Consider the following 21597-nt stretch of genomic DNA (forward strand, 5'->3'; position numbering starts at 1 on the left):
TAATGCACACGAGGGCGACGTCGAGCGCCACGGACATCAACCTGGGGAGAACGCATGACGAACCCGACGCGCATCGTGATGACGGGGGCCGCCGGCATGGCCGGGCGCGGCGTCCGGCCCCTGCTGCGGGCGGCGGGCCACGAGCTCGTGCTCCTCGACCTGGTGGATCCCGACCCGGTCGACGGCGAGCGCGCCGTCACCGCCTCGGTGCGCGACCTCGGCGCGATGCGCGAGGCCGTCCGCGGGGCCGACCTCGTGGTGCACCTCGGGGGCATCAGCCGCGAGCGGCCGTGGGACGACGTCCTCACGGCGAACGTCGACGGCACGCGGACCGTGCTCGAGGCCGCGCGCGCGGAGGGCGTCCGCCGCGTGCTCCTCGCGAGCTCCACGCACGCCGTCGGCTTCCACCCGGTGCCGACGGAGCCCGTCGCCGATCTCGCGCCCCGCCCGGACAGCCTCTACGGCGTGACCAAGGCGGCCATGGAGGCGCTCGGATCCGTGTACGCCGACCGCCACGGGATGAGCGTCGTGAGCGCGCGGATCGGCACCCTCCTCGAGCGCCCCACGGGTCGCCGGTCGCTCTCCACCTGGCTCTCCTTCCCCGACCTGGCGCGGCTCATCGCGGCGGTCGCCGCGCTGGAGGAGCCCGGGGCGCACATCGTCTGGGGCGTGTCGCGCAACGCGCGCGCGTGGTTCTCGCCCGACGCCGGCGAGCGGATCGGCTACTACCCTGAGGATGACGCCGAGGCCTTCGCCGCCGGCATCGACGACGGGGACGACGCGGACGCGAACGGCCTCATCGGCGGCGAATGGGCCGCACCGGAGCACGCACTGGGAGACGCATGGTGACCGACGGACCGGCGACCGAGCGCGGCGCCCGGCCGGTCAAGTCGGCGGAGCGCACGCTCGCCCTGCTGGAGCGGCTGGCCGGATCGTCGGAGCCCGTCTCCGTGGTGGACCTCCATCGCGCGTCCGGCTACCCGCGCTCGAGCCTGCACCAGCTGCTGCACACCATGGCCGCGAGCGGCTGGATCGAGATGCTGCAGGACGGCACGCACGTCTCCATCGGATCCCGCGCGCTCGTCGTCGGCACCGCCTACCTCGACCGCGACCGGGCGCTGCCGCACGCGCTCGCCGCCCTCGAGCGGATCCGCGACGAGACCGGGTACACCGCGCACTACGCGCGCCGCGAGGGCGACCGCGTGCTGTACCTGGCCACGCGCGAGACGACCGAGTCCCGGCGCGCGACCTCGCGCGTCGGCCGGCAGCTGCCCGCGCACGCCACCTCGCTCGGCAAGGCCCTGCTCGCGGAGCTCAGCCCCGAGGAGCGGCGGGAGGCGCTCGGCTCCGGCCCGCTCGCCGCCCTCACCCCGCAGACCGTCACCGATCGTGCGGCCCTCGACGCGCAGCTCGACGCGGCCCACGAGCGCGGGTACGCGCACGAGCGCGAGGAGAACCTGGCCGGCGTCAGCTGCGTGGCGGTGAGCGTGGGCTACCGGATCCCCGCGACCGACGCGATCAGCTGCTCCATGCCGATCGACCGCGCGACCCCGGAGGAGGCGGAGCGGGTCGCGGGCATCATCGCCGCGCACGCGCACCGGCTCGCCCAGACCCTGCGGTCGGCGGGCGTGCGGTGAGCGTCTCCTTCTGCGCGTACCCCTGGGACCTCATCGACGACCCGGACGCCGCGTCCCGCGTGCGGGCGGCGGGCGGCGACGGCGTGGCCATCGCGGCGGCGTACCACTCGGTGCGCGCCGCGACGCCCCTGCATCCGCGGCACCGCATCGTCGACGCGCGCTCGTCCGCGCTCTACCTCCCGGTGCGCGAGGGGGCATGGGGCGAGCTCCGCCCCGATGACGACACGCCCTGGGTCGGGCCGGACGCCTTCGCGCGCGCCGCGGCGGTCGCGCGCGCCGCGGGCCTCGGCGTCGAGGCGTGGATCGTGCTCACGCACTCGACGTCGGTCGGCACGCGCCACCCGGACAGCCGCGTCGTCAACGCGTTCGGCGAGGCCTATCCGTACGCGCTCTGCCCCGCCCGCGACGAGGTGCGCGCGTACGCGGCGGCGCTGGTCGCCGAGACGGCCGCCGCGGCGGACCTCGACGGCGTGATGCTCGAGGCGTGCGGCCCCATGGGCCTCGGCCACCTCGGGCACCACGAGAAGACCGCGGGAGCCGACTGGTCGGCCGAGGCGGAGGCGCTGCTGTCGATCTGCTTCTGCACGGCGTGCGTCGCGCTGCTGGCGGCGGAGGGCGAGGATCCGGACGCGCTGGGCTCCGAGGTGCGCGCTCGCGTCGACGCCGACGGCGGGCTCGCGGGCCTCGACGCCGTCCTGCGCGTGCGCGGCCGGGCCAGGCGGCAGCTCCTCGACGCGTGCGTCGCGGCCGCGCGCACCGCGGGCGTCACCCGCGTCGTGGTGCACGCGCAGGCGGATCCGTGGGCCACCGGTCCGTTCGCCGCGCTCCTCGACGACCTCGACGAGGTGGACGGCGCGGTGGTGCTCGACGCCGTGGCGCACGACGCCGAGGCGATGCGCGGGCTCCGCGCGCGCCTCCCCGGCACTCGGATCGGCGGCTACCTCTGGGCGCTGCCGCCGGCGACCCCCGCGAGCATCCGCGCCGGCTGGCCCGACGCCGTCCGCGGGCTCGACGACACGTACGTGTACCACCTCGGGCTCATCGGCCGGGAGCGCCTGGCGGCCGTGGGCGACGCCCTGCACGCGGCGGCGGCCCGGTCGTGACGGCCTAGTCGCGACGCGGGCGGGGCTGCCTGCCCCATCGCTCGGCATCCTGTCGCTCGACCTCGCGGCGTCGGGTGACCCGCTTGGCCGCCTGCCCCGCGCGGAACGTGCTCCAGACGATGCCGCCGACGAGCAGCAGCGAACCCCAGCTGGCGACGCTGTTCATGCCGGCGCCGGCCGCGATCCCGCCGATGACGCCGCCGATCGCGACGGGCAGGCACGTGCTGCGGAGCGCGGGGAGGGCGGCCACGTGCCCGGCGCGCCAGGCCTCGTCGCTCGCCATGAGGGGACGCGTGCGGATCCCGATCCACCCGTTGCGCTTCAGGAGGCCCCAGGCCGCGAGCTGCGTGGTGCCGAGGATCAGCAGCGCCGCGACGGCGAGCAGCAGCGCGGGGACACCCATGCGCCCAGCCTGACACGGCCGGCCGCGCCCCGCGCCCTCAGCACTCGATGACGTTGACCGCGAGGCCGCCGGTGGACGTCTCCTTGTACTTCGTGGACATGTCGAGGCCCGTCTGGCGCATGGTCTCGATCACGGTGTCGAGCGAGACGAGGTGCGTGCCGTCGCCGTGCAGGGCCATGCGCGCGGCGTTCACGGCGGTGGAGGCGGCGATCGCGTTCCGCTCGATGCACGGGATCTGCACGAGCCCGCCCACGGGATCGCACGTGAGGCCGAGGTGGTGCTCCATCGCGATCTCGGCGGCGTTCTCGACCTGCCGCGGGGATCCGCCGAGCACCGCGCAGAGGGCGCCGGCGGCCATCGCGCACGCCGTGCCGACCTCGCCCTGGCAGCCGGCCTCGGCGCCCGAGATGGACGCGTTGGCCTTCACGAGCGAGCCGATCGCGGTCGCGGTGAGGAGGAAATCGCGGATCCCGGCGCGGTCGGCGCCGGGCACGAACCGCAGGTAGTAGGAGCCGACGGCGGGGATGATGCCGGCCGCGCCGTTCGTGGGCGCCGTCACGACGCGCCCGCCGGACGCGTTCTCCTCGTTGACCGCGAGCGCGAACGCGTGCAGCCACTCGTGGCTGGTGTCGCGCGCGCCCTCGGCGTCGATGGTCGCGAGCTGCGAGGCCACGCGTGCCGCCCGGCGCCGCACGTTGAGCCCGCCCGGGAGCGTGCCCTGGCCGCCGAGCCCCGCGGTCACGCACGCCGCCATGGCGTCCCAGATCGCGTCGAGGCCGGCGACCGCGCGGCGGGATCCGTGGATCGACTCCTCGGTGTCGCGCGCGACGTCGGCGATGGAGCGCCCGGTCGACTCGGCCAGCGCGATCAGCTCGTCGGCGTTGGAGAAGGAGTGCGGCAGTCCGGTGGGCAGCACGGCCGACGGCGCCTGGTCCTCACGCAGCACGAAGCCGCCGCCGACCGAGAACCACGTGCTCTCGAGCACCGTGCCGCCGTCGGCGTCGAGCGCGGCCAGGTGCATCGCGTTGGGGTGACGGGGGAGCCGCGTGAACGGCTCGAAGGTGAGGTCGCGGCCCACCATCCGCACCGGGTGGATCCCCGCGAGCGGCACGTCGACGCCCTCGCCGAGCCCCGACCAGCGCCCGCGCACCTCGTCCGGGTCGCACGTCTCGGGCGCGAGGCCGGCGAGCCCCGCGACGACCGCGTCGGGCGTGCCGTGGCCGAGGCCGGTGGCGCCGAGCGAGCCGAACAGCCGCACGGTGACGCGCGTGATCTCGGTGAACCGGGGCGACGCCTCGCACTCCCGGGCGAAGAGCAGGGCGGCGCGCATGGGTCCGACGGTGTGCGAGCTCGACGGCCCGATCCCGATGGAGAAGAGGTCGAGTGCCGAGACGTACGCTGTCATCCCGTCAGACTATGCCGCGGCCGTCTCCCGGTCGGCCGCGGGAGCCCCCGGGCGCGCGAGGCCACGGCGGGCGGGGCCGCGCGACGCGACCGCCAGCCAGGTCCAGCCGACCGCGAGGCCGAGCATGGTGATCACGCCGCGTGGGAAGAAGATGTGGCTGTCGACGAACGAGACGGCCGCGATCACGGCGATCACCGCGCCCGGCAGCGCCCGGAGGCCCGCGTGCCGGATCACGAGCGCGCTCGCGAGCACGGTCGCCGCGACGTAGGACCAGACGCCCGCGACGACGATGTCGTCCGCGAGGCCGTACATGGTGTTCACGCCCTGGCTGCCCTCGAGCTGCAGGGCGCCCGCCGCGATGCCCGCGAGGATGTCGAGCGCCTGGTAGCAGACGGCGTAGACGAAGCCGAGGACCACGGCCACGATCCCGAGGCGGCGGTCGTGGCGACGCGTGAGGAGGATCGGCGCGATCGCGAGCAGCGGGAAGACCGGGAGCAGGGCGATGTGCATGTCGCGCCAGTGCATGGCGGTGTCGTCGGTCAGCTGGTTCGGGTGGCCGAGGCCGGCGGCGGCCAGCGCGAGCGGCGGGAGCGCGACCGCGACGAGGACGGCGGCGGTGCGGGAGCGGGAGGGAGCGGAGGGGGCGACGGCGTCGGGCATGCGGTCATCGTAGGCAGACCGCGTGGCGCGACCCGCCCGGATCAGGAGTCCGACATGACCTCCGGGATGACGAGAGCCCCCGCCGCCGATCCGGTGCAGATCGGCGGCGGGGGCTCTCGGGATGCGGAAGGACTAGGCCTTCTTGCGGCCGACGATCGCGCCGTAGACCAGCAGGACGATGATCGCGCCGACGATGGCGAGCGCGAGCGAGCCGAGGTCGAACGCGTCCACGCCCTTGTTGAACAGCGCGCTGCCGATGAAGCCGCCGAGGAAGGCCCCGACGACGCCCAGGATCAGCGTGACGATGATTCCGCCGCCCTGCTTGCCCGGGAGGATCAGCTTGGCGAGCGCTCCGGCGATCAGACCCAGAACCAGAAAACCGATGATGCCCATGTGCGTTACTCCTCGAAGATCTCTTGCTGTGTGACACCCGAATGCGGGTGGACGTGTCCCAGTCAAGCACCCGGGAGACCATTCGTGCAAAAACTGTTAGTGCTATCCCCTTAACCGGATGGGGTACCGCAGACGACGAAGCGCCCGTCGGCGATGCCGACGGGCGCTCCATCTTGTGCTCGAGAGGTCAGCCGATGCCGGGGCTGGCGGTCATGCCCACGTTCCCGGTGTGGGCGAAGCCGTCCGTGCCGGGGGTGCCCGACCACGTCCACAGCGAGCCGGTGTTGGCCTGCACCGCGACGGCGATCTCGCCGCCCACGGTCTCGACCGACGGGCTGGTCGCGGCCTTCATCCCGACGTTCGCGGAGTGCGCGGAGCCGGCGGTGCCCGGATTGCCCCGCCACGTCCAGAGCGTGCCCGTGTTCGCCTGGGCTGCGACGGCGAGCTGGGAACCGAGGAGGGTGATGGACGGACTCGTGCCGGCCTTCATCCCGAGCGAGGTCTGGACGGCGACGCCCGCGGTGCGCGGAGTGCCGCTCCACACCCAGAGCTTGCCGGTGTTGGCCTGGGCGGCGACCGCGACGGTGGACCCGTTGACCTTCGTGATCGACGGACTCGTGCCCGTCATCATCCCGAAGCCCGTGTCGGCGGCGGTGCCCGTGGTCGCGGGCGAGCCGTACCAGGTGTAGAGCTTGCCGGTGTTCGCCTGGAACGCGACGGAGACGCCGTTGCCCACCGTGACGATGGACGGGCTGGTGCCGGCCATCATCCCGTACCCGGTGGAGGCGGCGGTCCCGGTGGTGCCGGGGGTGCCGGTCCACGTCCACAGCTCACCGGTGTTCGCCTGGAAGGCCACCGCGTACGTGCCGCCGCCGAGCGAGACGATGGACGGGCTCGTGCCCGACTTCATCCCGACCTTCGCGGACGCGGCGGACGCGCCCGCTGAGCCCGCCGTGCCGCGCCACGTCGCGAGGGAGCCGTCCGACGAGTGGAACGCGACGCCGGATTGCGCGCCGTTCGAGGCCATCGCCGGGGACGTGCCCGCCTGGACGACCTGGCCCGAGTCCGCGGCGAAGCCCTCGCTGCCGGCCTCGCCGCGCCAGGTCCAGAGCGTGCCCGTGTTCGCGCGGACGGCGATGTGCGACTGCACGACCGTGCTCGGGAATCCGGGGAACGACCAGGGGATCGCGGTGCCCTGCGTCACCGACCTGCCGCAGGTGAAGTAGCTGTTCATGCCCGACTGGCTCACGCCGTCGATGCGCGCCTCCCAGTGCAGGTGGTTCCCGCGCGACGCGCCCGTGTTCCCGACGGAGCCGATCCGCTGGCCCTTCGCGACCGACTGCCCGACCGTGACCGTGGCGCTGTCGACCAGCATGTGGCCGTAGAACGACTGGTAGCCGGAACCATGGTCGATCAGCACGCTGGTGCCGTAGCCGCTGGTCCCGGCGCTGTTGACCACGCTCCTCACCGTGCCCGCCGCGGCCGCGACGATGGAGGATCCCGCGCCCGCGGCGATGTCGATCCCCGTGTGGTCCGTGGTCCCCGAGCCGTCGCAGTGGCGGGGTGCGACCTGGCCGGTCACGGAGCCGGTCGTCGGCACGATCATGTCCCCGGAATCCGCCTGAGCGGATGCCGATCCCAGCACCACCAAGCCCGCGGCCATCGCGAGCGTCGCCGTCATGGCGAAGAGCTTCTTCATGTGCATCCTTCGAGAGTGGGCGGCCGATCGTGACCGCCGACTGCACTCTCCCAGCCGGGGAGCGTCCGCCGTACCCCTCTTTCGGGGGCGCGGCCGACGATGCGGCCGTGCGGCGATCGGCCACCCAGGCACCCGGGGTACCGTCGGCGCATGCGCATCCCACCGGCCCGTCGTCCCCGCGAGATCCCCGGCGACGGGCAGGAGTCGGTGTGGGACTACCCGCGTCCGCCACGCGTCGAGCCGACCGCCGAGCGCGTCGTGATCGAGCTCGGCGGCCGCGTCATCGTCGACAGCCGATCCGCGGTGCGCGTGCTCGAGACGAGCCATCCGCCGGTCTACTACCTCCCCTCCGCCGACTTCGCCGCGGGCGTGCTCTCCTCCGCCGCCGGCCGGTCGTGGTGCGAGTACAAGGGGGAGGCCTCGTACCTCTCGCTCACCGCGGGCGGCGTCACGGCCGACCGCACCGCCTGGTGGTATCCGTCGCCGACGCGCGGCTTCGAGGTGCTCGCCGACATGGTCGCGGTGTACCCGTCGCGCATGGACCGCATCACGGTCGACGGCATCGCGGTCGAGGCGCAGGAGGGCGACTTCTACGGCGGCTGGATCACGCCGCGCGTGGTCGGCCCGTTCAAGGGCGCCCCGGGCACGCTCGGCTGGTGATCCGCGGGAGCCGCTAGACCGCGGCCTTCCGCGCGCTGATCACGCCGGTGTCGAAGCCGAGCAGGTGCAGACCGCCGTGGAAGCGCGCGTGCTCGACCTTGATGCAGCGGTCCATCACCACGGTGAGGCCGCGGGCCTCCGCGTCGACCGCCGCCTCCTGGTTCCAGATGCCGAGCTGCACCCAGATGACGGGCGCGCCGATCGCGACCACGTCGTCCACGACCGACGGGATGTCGCTGGCCTTCCGGAACACGTCGACGATGTCGGGCACCTCGGGGAGCGACGCGAGGTCGGGGTACGCCTTCTGCCCGAGGATCTCGGTGGCGTTCGGGTTCACGAAGTAGACGCGGAAGTCGCTCGACTGCTGGAGGTACGTCCCGACGAAGTAGCTGGAGCGCGCGGGATTCGGCGAGGCGCCCACGATGGCGACGGACTTCGCGCGGCGGAGGATGGCCTGGCGCTCCTTCGCGCTCGGGCCGGTCCACGTGCGCTCGGAGCGCAGCAGCGCCGCGAGCGGGCTGGGGCGGGGGATCGCGCAGGTCAGGCCGTTCTGGAGCTGCGTGGTCTGGGTGCCGTCGGCGTCGCCCCCTCCGGCTGGCGCTGCGGCGACCGGCTCGACGGGAGTGGATGCATCCGCGTCGGCTGCGTCCGCCTCCGCCGCGTCGCCGGCCGCGCGGTCGGCGGCCACCTCGGCGGGGTCGAGCGGCGCGAGGTCGTCGGCGTCGGCGGCGGGGTGGGGCGCGGATCCGGTGCGCTCGGGCGGCACGCCGCCGGTGTCGAAGCTCACTTCGCTCCCTCCGTGGCGGCGGTCAGCGCCTGGTCCAGGTCGTGGATGATGTCGGCGACGTCCTCGATGCCGACGCTGATGCGGACGATGCCGGGCAGCACGCCCGCGTCCACCAGCTGCGACTCGCTCAGCTGCGCGTGGGTCGTGGACGCCGGGTGGATGACGAGGGTCTTCGCATCGCCGATGTTGGCGAGGTGGCTCGCGAGCTCGACCGACTCGATGAAGCGCTGGCCGACCGCCCGGCCGCCCGCCACCTCGAACGTGAACACGGATCCGGGTCCCGTCGGCAGGTACTTGCGCGCCCGCTCGTGGTGCGGGTGCGCGGGGAGGCCGGCCCAGTTGACGGCGGTGATGCGCGGATCCTGATCCAGCCATTCGGCGACGGCCCGCGCGTTGTCGATGTGCGCCTGCATCCGGTACGGCAGCGTCTCGACGCCCTGCGCGAGGAGGAACGCGGAGTGCGGGGCGAGCACGGGCCCGATGTCGCGGAGCTGCTCGGCGCGGAGCCGGGTGAGGAACGCGTACTCGCCGAAGTTGCCGGTCCAGTTGAGGCCGCCGTAGCTTGGCACGGGCTGGTCCAGCAGCGGGAAGCGGGCGCTCTCCCAGTCGAACAGGCCGGACTCCACGACCACGCCGCCGAGCGTGGTGCCGTGCCCGCCGAGGAACTTCGTGGCCGAGTGGATGACGATGTCGGCGCCCCACTCGATCGGCCGGTTGAGGTACGGGGTGGCGATGGTGGAGTCGATGACGAGCGGCACGCCCGCCGCGTGCGCGACGGCGGCGAGCCCCTCGATGTCGGCGATCTCGCCCGACGGGTTCGCGACGGTCTCCGCGAAGACGAGCTTGGTGCGGTCGGTGATCGCGGCGGCGTAGTCGGCCGGGTCGCTCGACTGCACGAAGGTGGTCTCCACGCCGAAGCGGCGGAGGGTGACGTCGAGCTGGGTGATGGATCCGCCGTAGAGGGCCGCGGAGGCGACGATGTGGTCGCCGGCGCCCGCGAGCGACGCGAAGGTGATGTACTGCGCGCTCAGCCCGCTCGACGTCGCGACCGCGCCGAGGCCGCCCTCGAGGCTCGCGACGCGCTCCTCGAACGCGGCGACCGTGGGGTTCGACAGGCGCGAGTAGACGTTGCCGTACTTCTGCAGCGCGAAGCGCGCGGCGGCGTCGGCGGTGTCGTCGAAGACGAACGCGCTCGACTGGTAGATGGGGAGGGCGCGCGCACCCGTGGTGGCGTCGGGGATGTTGCCCGCGTGGATCGCCCTCGTCTTGAACCCGTACTCGCGATCGACCATGACCCGACGCTAGCCCGCGCTCCCGCGAGCCGACCGGGACAGGCGTAACACGACGACGCGGGCGCGCCAGCGCATGCGGGGTACCGGTGAGGACTGCCTGATGCGGGGTCCCCCGCGTTCGCGGCGATGCGGGGTCCCGGCGGATCGTGCCCTAGCCGTAGTAGAAGGAGCCCGTCCAGCCGTTGAAGCCGTTCACGCCGTAGGCGCACGGCTTGTATTGCGTGATCCGATATCCGGCGCGCACCGCGTCCACATAGCCCGTCCTGAGCTCGGAGACGCACGGGTCCTGGGCAGCGGCGGAGATGGAGAAGAACTGCGGTGTAGCGGCCTGCGCCGGTGTCGCCCCAGCGAGGCCGATGCCGCTGGCGCATGCCACAGCGGAAGCCATCGCGATGACCCGGTTCTTGATCTTCATCTCTACCCCTTGATCAGATGTGCGCGTAGTCGGACTCTATGGGCGGGCGCACCGCATGTCCATCGGCAGGGTCACCGCCGACCGGCGATGCCCTCCCGGCCCGATCGTCCGCGTGGGACGCCCGCCTCGTGAACGCGTGCTCGCGGTCGACCGCGGCGTCACGCCGGGCCGCATGGGTGACGACGCGTCAGGACAGGCGCACCGCCGCGAGGGCGAGGCCCGCGATGAGCGCCCAGGAGAGGAGGCCGGCGGCGAGCGCGGATCCGCCCTGGCCGACGAGCTCGCGGAGGCGCACGGCGGATCCGAGCGCCACGAGCGCGATCGCGAGCAGAGCGGTCTGCACGACCTGCGCGCCGTCGAGCACGCCCGCCGGCAGCGGCACGAAGGTGCGCACCAGCACGGCGGCGAGGAAGCCGAGGACGAACAGCGGCACGATGGGCGGACGCGCCGCGCCCTCCACCCGGCCCTCGCGGCGGCGCATCACGACGCCCGCGACGGCGACCACGGGCGCGAGCAGCAGCACGCGCGTGAGCTTCACGGCGATCGCGATGGTGAGGGCGGCGGATCCGGCGATCTGCGCGGTCGCGACCACCTGCCCCACGTCGTGCACGCCCGCGCCGACCCAGTGCCCGAAGGCGACGTCGTCGAGGCCGAGCGGGCCGGCGAGCGGCGGCAGCACGGCGATCGCGAGCGTGCCGCAGAGGGTCACGAGCGCGACGGGGGCGCCCTGGTCGGCGGGCTTCGCGCGCGTGACGCCCGACATCGCGCCGATCGCGCTCGCGCCGCAGATCGAGAAGCCCGTGGCGAGGAGGAGCGGCTGCTGGCCCGGCATCCGGAGGGCGCGGGCGATCGCATACGTGCCCGCGAACGCCAGGACCACGACGGCCACGATGAGGAGCACCGCCCGCCAGCCGAGCCCGACGATGTCGGAGAGGCCGAGCTGCAGGCCGAGGAGCACCACGCCGGTCCGCATCAGCCGCTTCGACGCGAGCGCGAGGCCGGGCTTCAGCGGTCCGGTCAGCGCGGGCCGGGCGGCCGGGATCTGCGCGGCGACGATGCCGAGCGCGACCGCGACCGTGAGCAGCGGGATCGCCGGGACGAGCGCGTGCACGGCCCACGCGACGAGCGCGGCCGCCGCCGCGGCGCCGAGGCCGGGGAGCGCGGGGTGCACGCGTGCGGCGGTGGCGGGCATCAGATCCAGCCCGACGGGATCCACGCGTGCAGCCGCCAGAACCACGTGGGCACGAGCTGCCCGGTCCACAGCGGGTAGAAGAACGCGCTGACGAGCGCGCACACGACGAGCACGACGGCCACGATCACGATGCCGCGCGTGCGGCGGGGCCGGGGATCGCCGCGGTCGCCGAGGATCATGCCGAGCACCAGGGCGAGGCACAGGATCAGGTACGGCTCGAAGGCGATCGAGTAGAACTGGAAGACCGTGCGGTTCACGTAGAGCAGCCACGGCAGGTAGCCGACGACCATCCCCATGAGCACGAGGCCCACGCGCCACTCGCGGCGGGCCGCGAGCCGGTAGACGAGGTACAGCATCGCGGCGACGGAGAGCCACCAGATGATCGGGTTCGCGATCGACGTGATGGACGCCGAGCAGGCGTCGATCGTGCAGCCCGACTGCCCGTAGCCGTAGGCCTCGTAGTAGAACTGCGTCGGCCGGTAGAGGAGCAGCCAGAGGCGCGGATCCGCGCGGTACGGGTGCGTCACGTCGAGCCCCACGTTGAACGCGTACTGCTGCGAGAGGTAGTGCCAGAGGCTCTGGATCGACAGCGGCACCCAGGCGAGTCCGCCCTGCCAGGCGTTCGCCCCCTCTGCCGCCCAGCCGCGGAAGTACCCGTTCGAGGTCGCGAACCAGCCCGCGTAGGAGGCGAGGAACGCGGCGATCGCGGGCGGCACGAGCAGGAGGAAGGAGACCGGGCCCTGCACCGCGGCGCCCGCCGTGAACCACGCCGCGAGCCCGTGGCGGCGGCGCAGCAGCATGTCGGTGAGCACGACGTAGAGCCCGAAGCCCGCGAGGAAGAAGATGCCGGACCACTTGACGGAGGAGGTCGCGCCGAACGCGAGGCCCGCGGCGACGAGCCACGGCCGCCACAGCACGACGGGTCCGAACTCCAGCGGCCGGGCGTCCGCGGGTAGCGCGTCCCGGCGGCGCGCGAGCCGCGCCGTGAACCGCCGCTCGTGCCAGGTGCGGTCGAGGAGGATCGCGCCGAAGCCGAGCAGGCCGAAGAACATGACGTGGGTGTCGAGCAGCGCGATGCGGCTCATCACGATGGCGTGGCCGTCGATCGCGAAGAGGAACCCGGCCATCGTCGCGACGACCGCGGAGCCGGTGAGCCGTCGGGCGATGAGCATGAGCAGGACCACCGCGAGCGTTCCCACGACGGCCGTCGCGATGCGCCAGCCCACCGGATCCGCCGCGCCGAAGACCGCGAGGCCGAGCGCGATGATCCACTTGCCGAGCGGGGGATGCGCCACGAACCCGGGCGCCGGCAGGTAGCCGTCGGTCTGGCCGGCGATGAAGGCGGGGTTCGGATCCGTGGGCCACGAGCCCTCGTAGCCGAGGTGGAGGAGGGTCCACGCGTCCTTCACGTAGAAGGTCTCGTCGAACACGAGCGTGGCGGGGTGGCCGAGGCTCTGGATGCGGAGGACCGCCGCGAGCAGCGTGATGGCGATCGGGCCGCCCCACTGCCAGGCCCGGCGGCGGGCGGGGGTGGAGACCAGGCGCGCCCAGAGGTCGTCGAGGCGGGATCCGCGGGCCGTGACCGCGCGCCCGTCCGAGCGCCGCGCCGCGCGGGTGGCGGCCTCGTCGTCGGCGACGACGGGAGCGACGACGGGACCCGTGTCCGCCGCGACGGGTGCGGCTGCGCCGTCCGCGATCGTGCCCTCGTCACCGTCCTGGGCGGGGCGGTAGGGCGAGTCGGGCACGGCTCATCATCGCATGCACGTGCGCGGGTGCCCGGGTCGCGGACGCTCCGCGGCTCCGCTGCGCGTCGGGACCCCGTGAGGTTCCGGGCGGGAGCCGTAGGGGTGTCGTGAGCGGGCTCGCGGCCGAGATCCGCGCGGAGGTGGACTGGGCGCATGCCCTTCCCGTGCCGTGTGCCTCCCGTCCCCGTCCGTCCCGCGTCCGACCGCACGGCGGGGGTGCGGCGATGAGCGTCCTCGAGGCGGGAGCTCCGCCGCGCGTGGACGCTCCAGCCGCGGCCGCGCCCGCCGCGCCTCCCGTCATCGACGACGTCGTGGTCGCCGGGGTCTCGATGCGGCGGCTCGTGGACGTGTGCGGGACGCCGTGCGTGCACTCGGGCGAGGCCATGGGGATCCGCGCGGACGCGTCCGGCTGCGGCGCGCTCGTCGTCGTGGCGGTGACGGCCGTCCTCCCGGGACCGGGCGGCGAGCGCGTCGTGTGCGTCGACGGCCACCTCGACGGGGTGGACGCGCGCTGGGGGGACGCGCGCGTCCTCGGCCGGGCCCCCGGCCGCTCGTCGGTCGCGCGGATCGTGGCGGCGGCGTCGACGTCGGGGACGGCCGCGGTCGCGCTGCCGGACGACCTGGCGGTCGGCGACCTCGTCGTCGTGCCGTGCGGGGGAACGCCCGCCCTGCACGACGTGCGGCTCGGCGGGCGTCCCGTGGGGACCGGGCGCGTGGGCGGCGGGCACGGCGCGGGGGAGCGCCGCGTGCCTCCGCGCCGTCGGCGGAGGCCCTGAGGTGCGCGCGCCGCTCATCGACCCCGCGGCCGGCGGCAGCCGTCCGCGCACGCCGCGCCTCGCGTTCGCGGGCGACCCCATCCCCGCGCTCGCCGACCTCCGCGCCGCCTTCGACGGCCGGGATGCGGAGGATCCGCGTCCCGTGCGCGCGCTCGTCGTGGGCGTCGACGCGCAGGCGGGCGGGATCCGCGGGGTGCACGCCGCCGCCCGGTGCCTCCGCGCCGTGCACGTGCCGGAGCACCTGCCGCAGCTCCGGCACCTGGTGGTCGTGGTCGGCGGCCGCATCGGGGCGATCCGGCCGGACCTCCGCGCGCTCGACGCGTGGGTGGTGCGCACGCACGCGGGGCTCGAGCGCACGCGCGGCGCGGACGTCGCCGTGACGGGGATCCTCGCGTCCGGCTGCGTGACGCCGCGGCTCCTCACGAACCAGGTCGTCGACCTCGTGCGGCACCCGATCGCCGCCCCGCGGATCGCCGTGGAGTGGGCGGACATCCGCGACCGGCGGATCCGCGACGTCGCCCTCGAGGCGTGGTGCTGATCCGCCCGCCGGAGGGCGCGGCCTCGGAGCCCGGAGGCCGGGCGGCCTAGGCCTCCTCGGCCTCCGGCTCCTCGTCGAGCATCAGGAACAGGCCCGCGTAGGGCTCGAGCTGCACCGGGAAGCTGGACAGGTCATCGACCGTGCCGACCTCCTCGCCCGTCGTCGCGTCGCGCACGACGCGGCGGCTCGGCAGGTGCTCGGAGCGGACCGTCGCGAGGATCGGCTCGCCCGTGAAGTTCAGCACCGTGAGCTGCAGGCGCGCGTCGGCCTCCGGGTCGCCGTTGTCGAGCCGGTGCACCATCACGAGCATGCCGGGGTGGCCGACGTCCGGGACGTCGAGCTGCGTGCCGAGCGCGACGTCGAAGCGCTCGCGCACCTCGAGCACGCTGCGGAGCCCGGAGGCGAACGACGCCGGGTCGCCGACCTGCGCGGGCAGCGAGCCGTACAGCGACCGTCCGCGCGGCATGCCGGATCCGGACCCGGTCGCCTCGGGCGCCGCGTCGAGCAGGTCGTGCCCGCCGCGGTGCACCCAGCGCGTGTCGCCGCCCTCGATGAGGTCGGCCACCTGCGAGGCCTGCAGCGGCAGCACGCCGAGCAGGTCCCACGCGGAGAGCGCGAAGACGCCCGGCTGCCACGCGTTGAACTTGGCCAGCAGGAGGTGCGCGGCGCGGATCCCCGCGATGTCGCCCTCCCCGATCGCGTCGAGCGTGGTGAAGCCCTGCGCGGCCGCGATGACGGATGCCGTGGTGCACGCGATGCCGTTCGTCGTGAACACGTGGTTGTAGTCGGCGCTGTCGCCCGTGAGCTCCTCGAGGAGGTCGCCGCGGATGGTCTCCGCGAGGTCCGCGCCCGTCATCTCGTCGCCGCGGAACGGGAACAGGTCCGCGCAGTGCTCGGTCGCCCAGTGCACGAGCTCGTACGTGAGCTCGTCGTGGTTCTGCAGCGCGTGCACGAGGGTCACGGGCTCGACGCCGACCTCGAGCGAGGTGCGGAGCGTCAGGCGCAGGAACTCGGTGTCGCCCGTCGCGAGCGCGTGCTGGTAGGCGGGCCGGTTGATGAAGTCGTAGGAGAGGTCGGCGCCGACGCGGCCGGTGTCGCGGATGTCCTCCATCGTGAGGTTCAGCTCCTGGAAGGAGAACCCGCCGACCTTGCGCACCATGCTCGCGATGAGGTGGTTCGCGGCCTCCGAGAGCGGGTGGCCCTCGGACCACGCCGGGCCCTCGACGCTCTTCTCCACGCCGAGGAAGCCGTTCGCGTCGAGCCGCAGCGCGCTCGCGCCGAGGTCGCCCAGCGAGTGCAGCGCGTCGCCGATGACCATGCGCATGCCGGCGAACGTGGGGTCCAGCCAGTTGATGGAGGGCTGGCCCTGCTTGAAGTAGTGCAGGTACACCCAGCGGCGGACGCGGCCGTCGACGCCCAGCACGGGCGCGGTGGCGCTCCAGTTGGTCTCCTTGACGCCGGGCGCGTAGAAGATCACGCGCTGCAGGCGGCCGATGATGTAGCCCTGGTCGGCGAGCGCCTGCTCGGCGGCCACGTCGAGGTTCACGGCGTCGCGGCCGGGGAGCACGTCGGGCAGCAGGCCCCAGTCCTCCTCGGGGATCTCGACCATGTGGTAGATCCCGGGGAAGTCCTTGTAGCCCATCTCGGCGAGGCGGAAGTCGGCGCCCTTGCCGGTGTGGCCGGGCACGATGTCGTCGATGACGCTGCCGCCGTGCTGGTCGGCGACCTCGGTGAGGCGGCGGAACTCGTCCTCCGTGCCGAAGGCCGCGTCGATCTGGGTGCTGATGCGGTCGAAGTGGCCGTCGACGCTCGCGGTCTGCGACCACTCGGTGATGCCGCCCGCGAGCTTCACGGGACCGGTGTGCACGGCCTCGATGCCGATCGACTGGAAGATCTCCCACAGCTGCGGGTCGCCGAGCGCGCCGAGGTACGACTCGCCCTCCTTGGTGATGAGCGAGATCGGGTAGGCGGTGAACCAGACCGACGCGGTGTCGATGGCGCGGCGCGCGTCCGGCCGGGCGTACGGGTTCGACCACATGCTGGGCGATCCGGAGAGGCCGCGGCTCAGCACGTCGGCGTCGCCGAGCATCGACTGGCGGCGGAGCCACTCGACGTAGGAGGGGTTCGACGCGTCGGCGGCGCGCGGGTCGTTCGACGAGCGGCGGATCCCGCTGGCGCGCAGCTGCGGACGGGCGCGGAGGCGGGCGGGGCGGGCCGGGAAGCGCTCCTCGTCGTACGTGATCTCCGTGGGCTCCGGCTCGGGGATCGCGTTCGTCTCGATGGCGTCGTCCACTGGTGCTCCTCGGGTGTGGTGGTGCGCGCCCGATGCGGGCGCCGTCGGCCCGCGGGGCCGCTGTGACGAGCGTACGCAGGATGCGGGGGCGTCGTGCGCGGCGGCGGGGGCGACGACGAGGGGGCGGCGGGATCCTGCCCTGCCGTCTCCGCGCGGGCTGGCCACCGGGGGACCCTCTCGACCCGCGCCGCCCTGGTCTCGATAGCGTCGGTCGTCGAGCCGGGCGCGACCCTCCTCCTCCGCATCCCCGCCCACCCCCCTAGGAAGGCCGATCATGATCGACGCATCGAGCATCGCCCCGCTCGCCGGCATCCGGGTCCTGGAGCTCGGCAACCTCATCGCCGCTCCCACCGCCGGACGCCTCCTCGCGGACTTCGGGGCCGAGGTGATCAAGGTGGAGCGGCCCGGCACCGGCGACGAGCTGCGGAGGTGGCGCCTGCACGAGGGCTCGACCACGTCGATGCTGTTCCACGCCATCAACCGCAACAAGCGCTCCATCACCCTCGACCTGCGCACGGACGAGGGGCGCGACGCCGTGCGACGGCTGGTCGCCGAGTGCGACGTCGTGCTCGAGAACTTCCGGCCGGGGACCCTCGAGCGCTGGGGGATCGGGCCGGACGTGCTCGACGCGATCAACCCCGAGATCGTCATCGCGCGCATCTCGGCCTTCGGGCAGACCGGGCCGCTGTCGCAGCGTCCCGGCTTCGCGGCGGTCGCCGAGGCGATGGCGGGGTTCCGCGATCTCGTGGGCGACCCCGATCGTCCTCCCGTGCGCGTGGGCATCTCGATCGGCGACTCCGTCGCGGGCCTCTACGCGGGCTACGGCGTCATGATGGGGCTCTACCAGCGCGAGGCGCGACGGGGCGCCGGCCTCGCGCCGGCGCCGCTCGCCGAGCGGGTCGTCGACGTCGCTCTGAACGAGTCCATGTTCTCGATGATGGAGTCCCTCATCCCCGACTACCAGGCCCACGGCATCGTGCGCGAGCGCGTCGGCGGGCGCATGGAGGGCATCGCCCCGTCCAACGCCTACACGTGCTCCGACGGCGCCAGCATCATCATCGCCGGCAACGCCGACGCCATCTTCCCGCACCTGATGGGGATCATCGGACGACCCGACCTCGCCGCGGACGAGGGCCTCGGCGCGAACGACCAGCGGTGGATCCGCCGCGACGAGCTCGACGCGGCCATCGGCGCCTGGACCGCGACCCGGACCGCGACGGAGGCGCTCGCCGCCCTCGACGAGGCGGGCGTCCCGTCCGGACCCATCTACACGGCCGCGGACATCAGCTCCAGCGAGCAGTACGCCGCCCGCGGGATGATCCAGGAGTTCGACGTCGACACGGGAGCGGGGATCGTCCCCGGCGTCGGGTTCCCGGGCATCGTCCCCGTCTTCGGCGGACGCTCGCTCCCCATCCGCACGCTCGCGCCCGCCCTGGGCCAGGACACCGAGGAGGTGCTCGCGATGCTCGACGACGCGCGCGCGACAGGCGCAACGGACAGGACCCGCGCGACCCGCGGCGACGACGAGACGGCGGGCGACCGATGACCGGCGTCCGGCTCCGCGACGTCACCCTCCGCGACGGCCTGCAGCTCACCGGCGGGATGCTCCCCACCGAGCGGAAGGTCGAGCTCGCGCGGGCCCTCTTCGCGGCGGGGGTCCCCGAGCTCGAGATCGGCTCCATGGCGCGCGGCGACCTGGTCCCGCCGATGGCGAACACGCTCGACGTCATCGCGGCGTTGACGCCCGAGGAGCTCGAGCGCTCGTGGGTGTGGGTCGCCACGCCGCGTCACGTCGCGCGCGCCGCGGCCGCGGGGGCCCGCAACTTCCAGTACTGCCTGTCCGCCTCCGACGCCCACAACCAGGCGAACATCGGCCGGACCACGGACGCCAGCCTGGCGGCCATGCCGGAGGCGGTGGATCTCGCCCGCGGGGTCGGCGGGCGCATCCAGCTGTGCATCGCGACCTCGTTCACCTGCCCGTTCGACGGCGACGTCCCCGAGCAGCGGGTGATCGACATCGCGGACGACCCGCGGACCACGGGAGCCGAGGACATCGTGATCTGCGACACCCTCGGGCAGGCGCACCCGCAGCAGGTGGCGTCCCTCGTCGGCCGCGTGGCCGCGGAGACGCCGAAGCGCGAGATCGTGTTCCACGGGCACGACACGTGGGGCGCCGGCGTCGTCAACGCGCTCGCCGCGATCCAGGCCGGGGCCACGGTGGTCGACGGGGCGCTCGGCGGCCTCGGCGGATGCCCGTTCGCCCCGGGCGCGAGCGGCAACACCGCCACCGAGGACCTCGTCTTCGCCCTGCGCCCGGACTGGCTCACCACCGCGGCCTTCGCCGACCTGGTGCGCGCATCCGAGCGGCTGCTCGACGACCTGGGCGAGCCGAACCGCTCGAAGGCCCGGCAGGGAGCGCGCTCCACGGCGCGGGCGTTCCCGTGGGTCGTCGCCGACGGCTGACCGCGCCGGCCGGCGACGGCCGGGCGCCGCCGGCTCCGCTCAGGCGGTGCGGGTGCGGCGGCTGAGGAGCCCGTCGACGCTGAGGCGGCCGGCCCCGAGGAGCGCGACGACGATCAGGCCGGCGATCAGGGCCAGCACGAGCTCGTAGCCGCCGCCGTCGACGAAGACGCCCTTGTCGGCGTGCACGATGACGAAGGCCCCGAGCAGGTTGAGGACGTTGAGGGCCGCGACCACGGGGGTCAGGAGGCCGATGATCAGCGCGGCACCTCCGACGGTCTCGACCGTCGCGGCGAAGACCGCCGCCGCGGCCGGGATCGGGATGCCCATCTGCGTGAAGGAGGCGGCGGTGCCGTCGAGCGTGTAGTCGAGGAACTTCTGCAGCCCGTGGGCCATGAGGATGAAGCCGATCGCGGCGCGGGCGATGAGCAGGGCGGCGTCCTGGAGGACGGGCGATGTGCGGGCGGGGTGGAGCAGCGTGCGCATGCGGGGTTCTCCTTCTGTTCGGGGATGACGGTCGACGTGCGGATTCGCGGTCGAGCGGTCCGGCGCGCGGGGCGCCGGCGTCGGCGGGAGGACGCGGGAGCGCCGGGATCCGGGAGGCCTCGAGGGGCCGGCGAGCCGGGGCGGATCCCTCCGGCGCGGTCTCCCTGGACGTCCGACCGCGCACCCGTGGTGCGTGACGGTCGACAGGTCCGTTCGGCGCCGCGACGCCCGACGCTCAATCATTGAGCGTTCAATCAACGTAGGCGCGAGCGTCCGGGGGAGTCAAATCCCGCCACGGGCGGATCGGGGGACCCGCATCCGCCGTGCCAGCATGGATCCGTGCCCGTCGTCGAGTCCCGCCGCATCGTCCCCGTCTCGCCGGAGGTCGCGTTCGCGATCTCGCAGACGCAGGGGGAGATCCGGAAGCGGTGGGATCCCGTCATCGCGCACCAGCACCTCATCGGCCCGGGCGCGGACGCGCCCGACGTGGGCTGACCCGTGTTCCTGAGGAGCCGGTCGCGAGGGCGCGAGACGTGGGGGTGGCTGATCCTCGGCGTCGCCCTGTGCGCGGTCTCGGTGCTCGGCCTCACGGGCGCGTTCGGGGAGATCAGCAACGCGGGGCGCGGCGACACCATCGTCCTCTTCGGCGTGCCCTTGGGGCTCCTCGCGATCGGTGGCGGGGTGGCCAACTGGATCCGCGGCTGGAGCGACCCGGGCGACGAGGAGGTCGAGGACCCCGCGCACGTCGGCGACCGGGCCGGCCTCCCGGTCGACGGCGAGGGTGACGGCGAGGTCGAGGACCAGAGCCGCCCGGATGGGATGATCGACCGGTGATCATCCTCGGCGCGACCCCCATCGGCAACCTGGGCGACGCGTCGCGGCGGCTCGTGGAGGCGCTGTCCTCCGCCACGGTCATCGCCGCCGAGGACACCCGCACCACCATCCGCCTGCTCGGCGCGCTCGGCGTCGAGAACCGGCCGCGCCTCATCGCGCTGCACGACCACAACGAGCAGGAGCGCTCCGCCGACCTCGTCGAGCTGGCGCGCGAGACCGACGTGCTCGTGCTCTCCGACGCCGGCATGCCCGCGATCTCCGACCCCGGCTTCCACCTGGTGGAGGCGGCGGCCGCGGCGGGCGTCCGTGTCACGGTGATCCCCGGACCGAGCGCCGTCCTCAGCGCGCTCGCCGTCTCCGGCCTCCCCACCGACCGCTTCACGTTCGAGGGCTTCCTCCCGCGGAAGGGCGGCGACCGGCGCCGGGTGCTCCGCGAGCTCGTGCGCGAGCGCCGCACGATGGTCTTCTTCGAGTCGCCGAACCGGCTGCAGGCGTCGCTCGAGGACGTCGTCGCCGAGTGGGGTCCGGATCGCCGGCTCGTCGTGTGCCGCGAGCTCACGAAGCTGTACGAGGAGGTGCGCCGGGGATCCGCCGCCGAGCTCGTCGCCTGGGCCGCCGAGGGCGTGCGCGGCGAGATCGTCGTGGTCGCGGAGGGCGCCGCGGCGCTCGAGGTGGATCTCGCGACCGGCGTCACGCAGGTGCTCGAGCTGGTGTCCGACGGCGCGCGCCTCAAGGACGCGGCCGGCACCATCGCCGAGGCGACCGGCCTCGGCAAGCGCGACCTGTACCAGGCGGCGCTCCAGGCGCGGTGAGGCGGGC

23 protein-coding genes are annotated in these 21597 nt (G+C 74.1%); 11 read left to right on the plus strand and 12 right to left on the minus strand.

The genetic code is table 11. The features are described from left to right. Positions 1 to 54: 54 nt before the first annotated feature. Genes ITJ44_RS14170 through ITJ44_RS14180 form a run of 3 tightly spaced genes read left to right on the plus strand, consistent with a single transcriptional unit; the run spans position 55 to position 2740 of the window. The gene (locus ITJ44_RS14170; RefSeq protein ID WP_194636186.1) at positions 55 to 849 is read left to right on the plus strand and encodes an NAD(P)-dependent oxidoreductase; all 795 of its coding nucleotides are present in this window, start codon (positions 55 to 57) and stop codon (positions 847 to 849) included. Next, entirely contained in the window at positions 843 to 1637 is a 795-nt protein-coding gene (locus ITJ44_RS14175; RefSeq protein WP_194636187.1) for an IclR family transcriptional regulator, read from the plus strand. Before ITJ44_RS14170 ends, ITJ44_RS14175 begins: the two co-directional genes overlap by 7 nt. Continuing rightward, the gene (locus tag ITJ44_RS14180; protein WP_194636188.1) at positions 1634 to 2740 is read left to right on the plus strand and encodes a hypothetical protein; all 1107 of its coding nucleotides are present in this window, start codon (positions 1634 to 1636) and stop codon (positions 2738 to 2740) included. Before ITJ44_RS14175 ends, ITJ44_RS14180 begins: the two co-directional genes overlap by 4 nt. A 4-nt stretch (positions 2741 to 2744) precedes the next feature. Here the strand turns inward: ITJ44_RS14180 and ITJ44_RS14185 are convergent, their stop codons facing one another. The 5 genes from ITJ44_RS14185 to ITJ44_RS14205 all read right to left on the minus strand — a co-directional run bounded on the left by ITJ44_RS14185 (position 2745) and on the right by ITJ44_RS14205 (position 7300). Then, the gene (locus ITJ44_RS14185) at positions 2745 to 3143 is read right to left on the minus strand and encodes an SdpI family protein (protein ID WP_194636189.1); all 399 of its coding nucleotides are present in this window, start codon (positions 3141 to 3143) and stop codon (positions 2745 to 2747) included. 37 nt (positions 3144 to 3180) lie between these two features. Beyond that, positions 3181 to 4548 carry an L-serine ammonia-lyase gene (locus ITJ44_RS14190; RefSeq protein ID WP_194636190.1) on the minus strand — a complete coding sequence of 456 codons (1368 nt, stop codon included), beginning with the start codon at positions 4546 to 4548 and terminating at the stop codon, positions 3181 to 3183. Between the two features lie 9 nt (positions 4549 to 4557). Further along, positions 4558 to 5208 carry a hypothetical protein gene (locus tag ITJ44_RS14195; RefSeq protein ID WP_194636191.1) on the minus strand — a complete coding sequence of 217 codons (651 nt, stop codon included), beginning with the start codon at positions 5206 to 5208 and terminating at the stop codon, positions 4558 to 4560. Positions 5209 to 5340: 132 nt separating this feature from the next. Beyond that, on the minus strand, positions 5341 to 5601 hold the full coding sequence (locus tag ITJ44_RS14200) for a GlsB/YeaQ/YmgE family stress response membrane protein (protein WP_194636192.1): 261 nt from the start codon (positions 5599 to 5601) through the stop codon (positions 5341 to 5343). A gap of 187 nt (positions 5602 to 5788) precedes the next feature. Then, the gene (locus ITJ44_RS14205; protein ID WP_194636193.1) at positions 5789 to 7300 is read right to left on the minus strand and encodes a M23 family metallopeptidase; all 1512 of its coding nucleotides are present in this window, start codon (positions 7298 to 7300) and stop codon (positions 5789 to 5791) included. 150 nt (positions 7301 to 7450) lie between these two features. Between ITJ44_RS14205 and ITJ44_RS14210 the strand changes: the two genes are divergently transcribed. Further along, on the plus strand, positions 7451 to 7960 hold the full coding sequence (locus ITJ44_RS14210; protein WP_194636194.1) for a DUF427 domain-containing protein: 510 nt from the start codon (positions 7451 to 7453) through the stop codon (positions 7958 to 7960). A 13-nt stretch (positions 7961 to 7973) separates the two neighbouring features. On the opposite strand, the gene ITJ44_RS14215 is transcribed toward ITJ44_RS14210, so the two are convergent. The 5 genes from ITJ44_RS14215 to ITJ44_RS14235 all read right to left on the minus strand — a co-directional run bounded on the left by ITJ44_RS14215 (position 7974) and on the right by ITJ44_RS14235 (position 13391). After that, a complete protein-coding gene (locus ITJ44_RS14215; RefSeq protein WP_194636292.1) occupies positions 7974 to 8504 on the minus strand; it encodes a CoA-binding protein in 531 nt (176 codons plus the stop codon). 239 nt (positions 8505 to 8743) lie between these two features. Continuing rightward, the gene (locus ITJ44_RS14220) at positions 8744 to 10039 is read right to left on the minus strand and encodes an O-acetylhomoserine aminocarboxypropyltransferase/cysteine synthase family protein (protein WP_194636195.1); all 1296 of its coding nucleotides are present in this window, start codon (positions 10037 to 10039) and stop codon (positions 8744 to 8746) included. Positions 10040 to 10190: 151 nt separating this feature from the next. Next, positions 10191 to 10454, minus strand: a complete 264-nt coding sequence (locus ITJ44_RS14225) for a hypothetical protein (RefSeq protein WP_194636196.1) — start codon at positions 10452 to 10454, stop codon at positions 10191 to 10193. A gap of 187 nt (positions 10455 to 10641) precedes the next feature. Beyond that, a complete protein-coding gene (locus ITJ44_RS14230; protein ID WP_194636293.1) occupies positions 10642 to 11646 on the minus strand; it encodes a YeiH family protein in 1005 nt (334 codons plus the stop codon). Further along, positions 11646 to 13391, minus strand: a complete 1746-nt coding sequence (locus ITJ44_RS14235) for a phospholipid carrier-dependent glycosyltransferase (protein WP_194636197.1) — start codon at positions 13389 to 13391, stop codon at positions 11646 to 11648. The genes ITJ44_RS14230 and ITJ44_RS14235 overlap by 1 nt, the downstream gene beginning before the upstream one ends. A 224-nt stretch (positions 13392 to 13615) precedes the next feature. On the opposite strand from ITJ44_RS14235, the gene ITJ44_RS14240 reads away from it, so the two are divergent. Beyond that, on the plus strand, positions 13616 to 14167 hold the full coding sequence (locus ITJ44_RS14240; RefSeq protein WP_194636198.1) for a hypothetical protein: 552 nt from the start codon (positions 13616 to 13618) through the stop codon (positions 14165 to 14167). Position 14168: 1 nt separating this feature from the next. Next, the gene (locus ITJ44_RS14245) at positions 14169 to 14705 is read left to right on the plus strand and encodes a hypothetical protein (RefSeq protein ID WP_194636199.1); all 537 of its coding nucleotides are present in this window, start codon (positions 14169 to 14171) and stop codon (positions 14703 to 14705) included. A 46-nt stretch (positions 14706 to 14751) separates the two neighbouring features. Here the strand turns inward: ITJ44_RS14245 and treS are convergent, their stop codons facing one another. Then, positions 14752 to 16998, minus strand: a complete 2247-nt coding sequence (treS, locus tag ITJ44_RS14250) for a maltose alpha-D-glucosyltransferase (protein ID WP_194636200.1) — start codon at positions 16996 to 16998, stop codon at positions 14752 to 14754. A gap of 274 nt (positions 16999 to 17272) precedes the next feature. Between treS and ITJ44_RS14255 the strand changes: the two genes are divergently transcribed. Then, a complete protein-coding gene (locus tag ITJ44_RS14255) occupies positions 17273 to 18544 on the plus strand; it encodes a CaiB/BaiF CoA-transferase family protein (RefSeq protein WP_194636201.1) in 1272 nt (423 codons plus the stop codon). Continuing rightward, complete coding sequence (locus tag ITJ44_RS14260; RefSeq protein ID WP_194636202.1) at positions 18541 to 19461, plus strand: hydroxymethylglutaryl-CoA lyase; 921 nt, start codon at positions 18541 to 18543, stop codon at positions 19459 to 19461. Before ITJ44_RS14255 ends, ITJ44_RS14260 begins: the two co-directional genes overlap by 4 nt. Before the next feature lie 39 nt (positions 19462 to 19500). On the opposite strand, the gene ITJ44_RS14265 is transcribed toward ITJ44_RS14260, so the two are convergent. Further along, a complete protein-coding gene (locus tag ITJ44_RS14265; RefSeq protein WP_194636203.1) occupies positions 19501 to 19944 on the minus strand; it encodes a DoxX family protein in 444 nt (147 codons plus the stop codon). A gap of 339 nt (positions 19945 to 20283) precedes the next feature. Between ITJ44_RS14265 and ITJ44_RS14270 the strand changes: the two genes are divergently transcribed. From ITJ44_RS14270 to rsmI, 3 genes are read left to right on the plus strand one after another with little or no spacing between them, the layout of a single operon-like run. Next, complete coding sequence (locus ITJ44_RS14270) at positions 20284 to 20439, plus strand: hypothetical protein (RefSeq protein ID WP_228495132.1); 156 nt, start codon at positions 20284 to 20286, stop codon at positions 20437 to 20439. 3 nt (positions 20440 to 20442) lie between these two features. Continuing rightward, positions 20443 to 20778, plus strand: coding sequence for a hypothetical protein (locus ITJ44_RS14275; RefSeq protein ID WP_194636204.1), 336 nt, complete (start codon positions 20443 to 20445; stop codon positions 20776 to 20778). Further along, complete coding sequence (gene rsmI / locus ITJ44_RS14280) at positions 20775 to 21590, plus strand: 16S rRNA (cytidine(1402)-2'-O)-methyltransferase (protein ID WP_194636205.1); 816 nt, start codon at positions 20775 to 20777, stop codon at positions 21588 to 21590. Before ITJ44_RS14275 ends, rsmI begins: the two co-directional genes overlap by 4 nt. The last annotated feature ends 7 nt before the right edge of the window (positions 21591 to 21597 follow it).

Origin of the sequence: Clavibacter sp. VKM Ac-2873 (genome assembly GCF_015351075.1) — a bacterium.
Classification (GTDB): Bacteria; Actinomycetota; Actinomycetes; order Actinomycetales; family Microbacteriaceae; genus Clavibacter.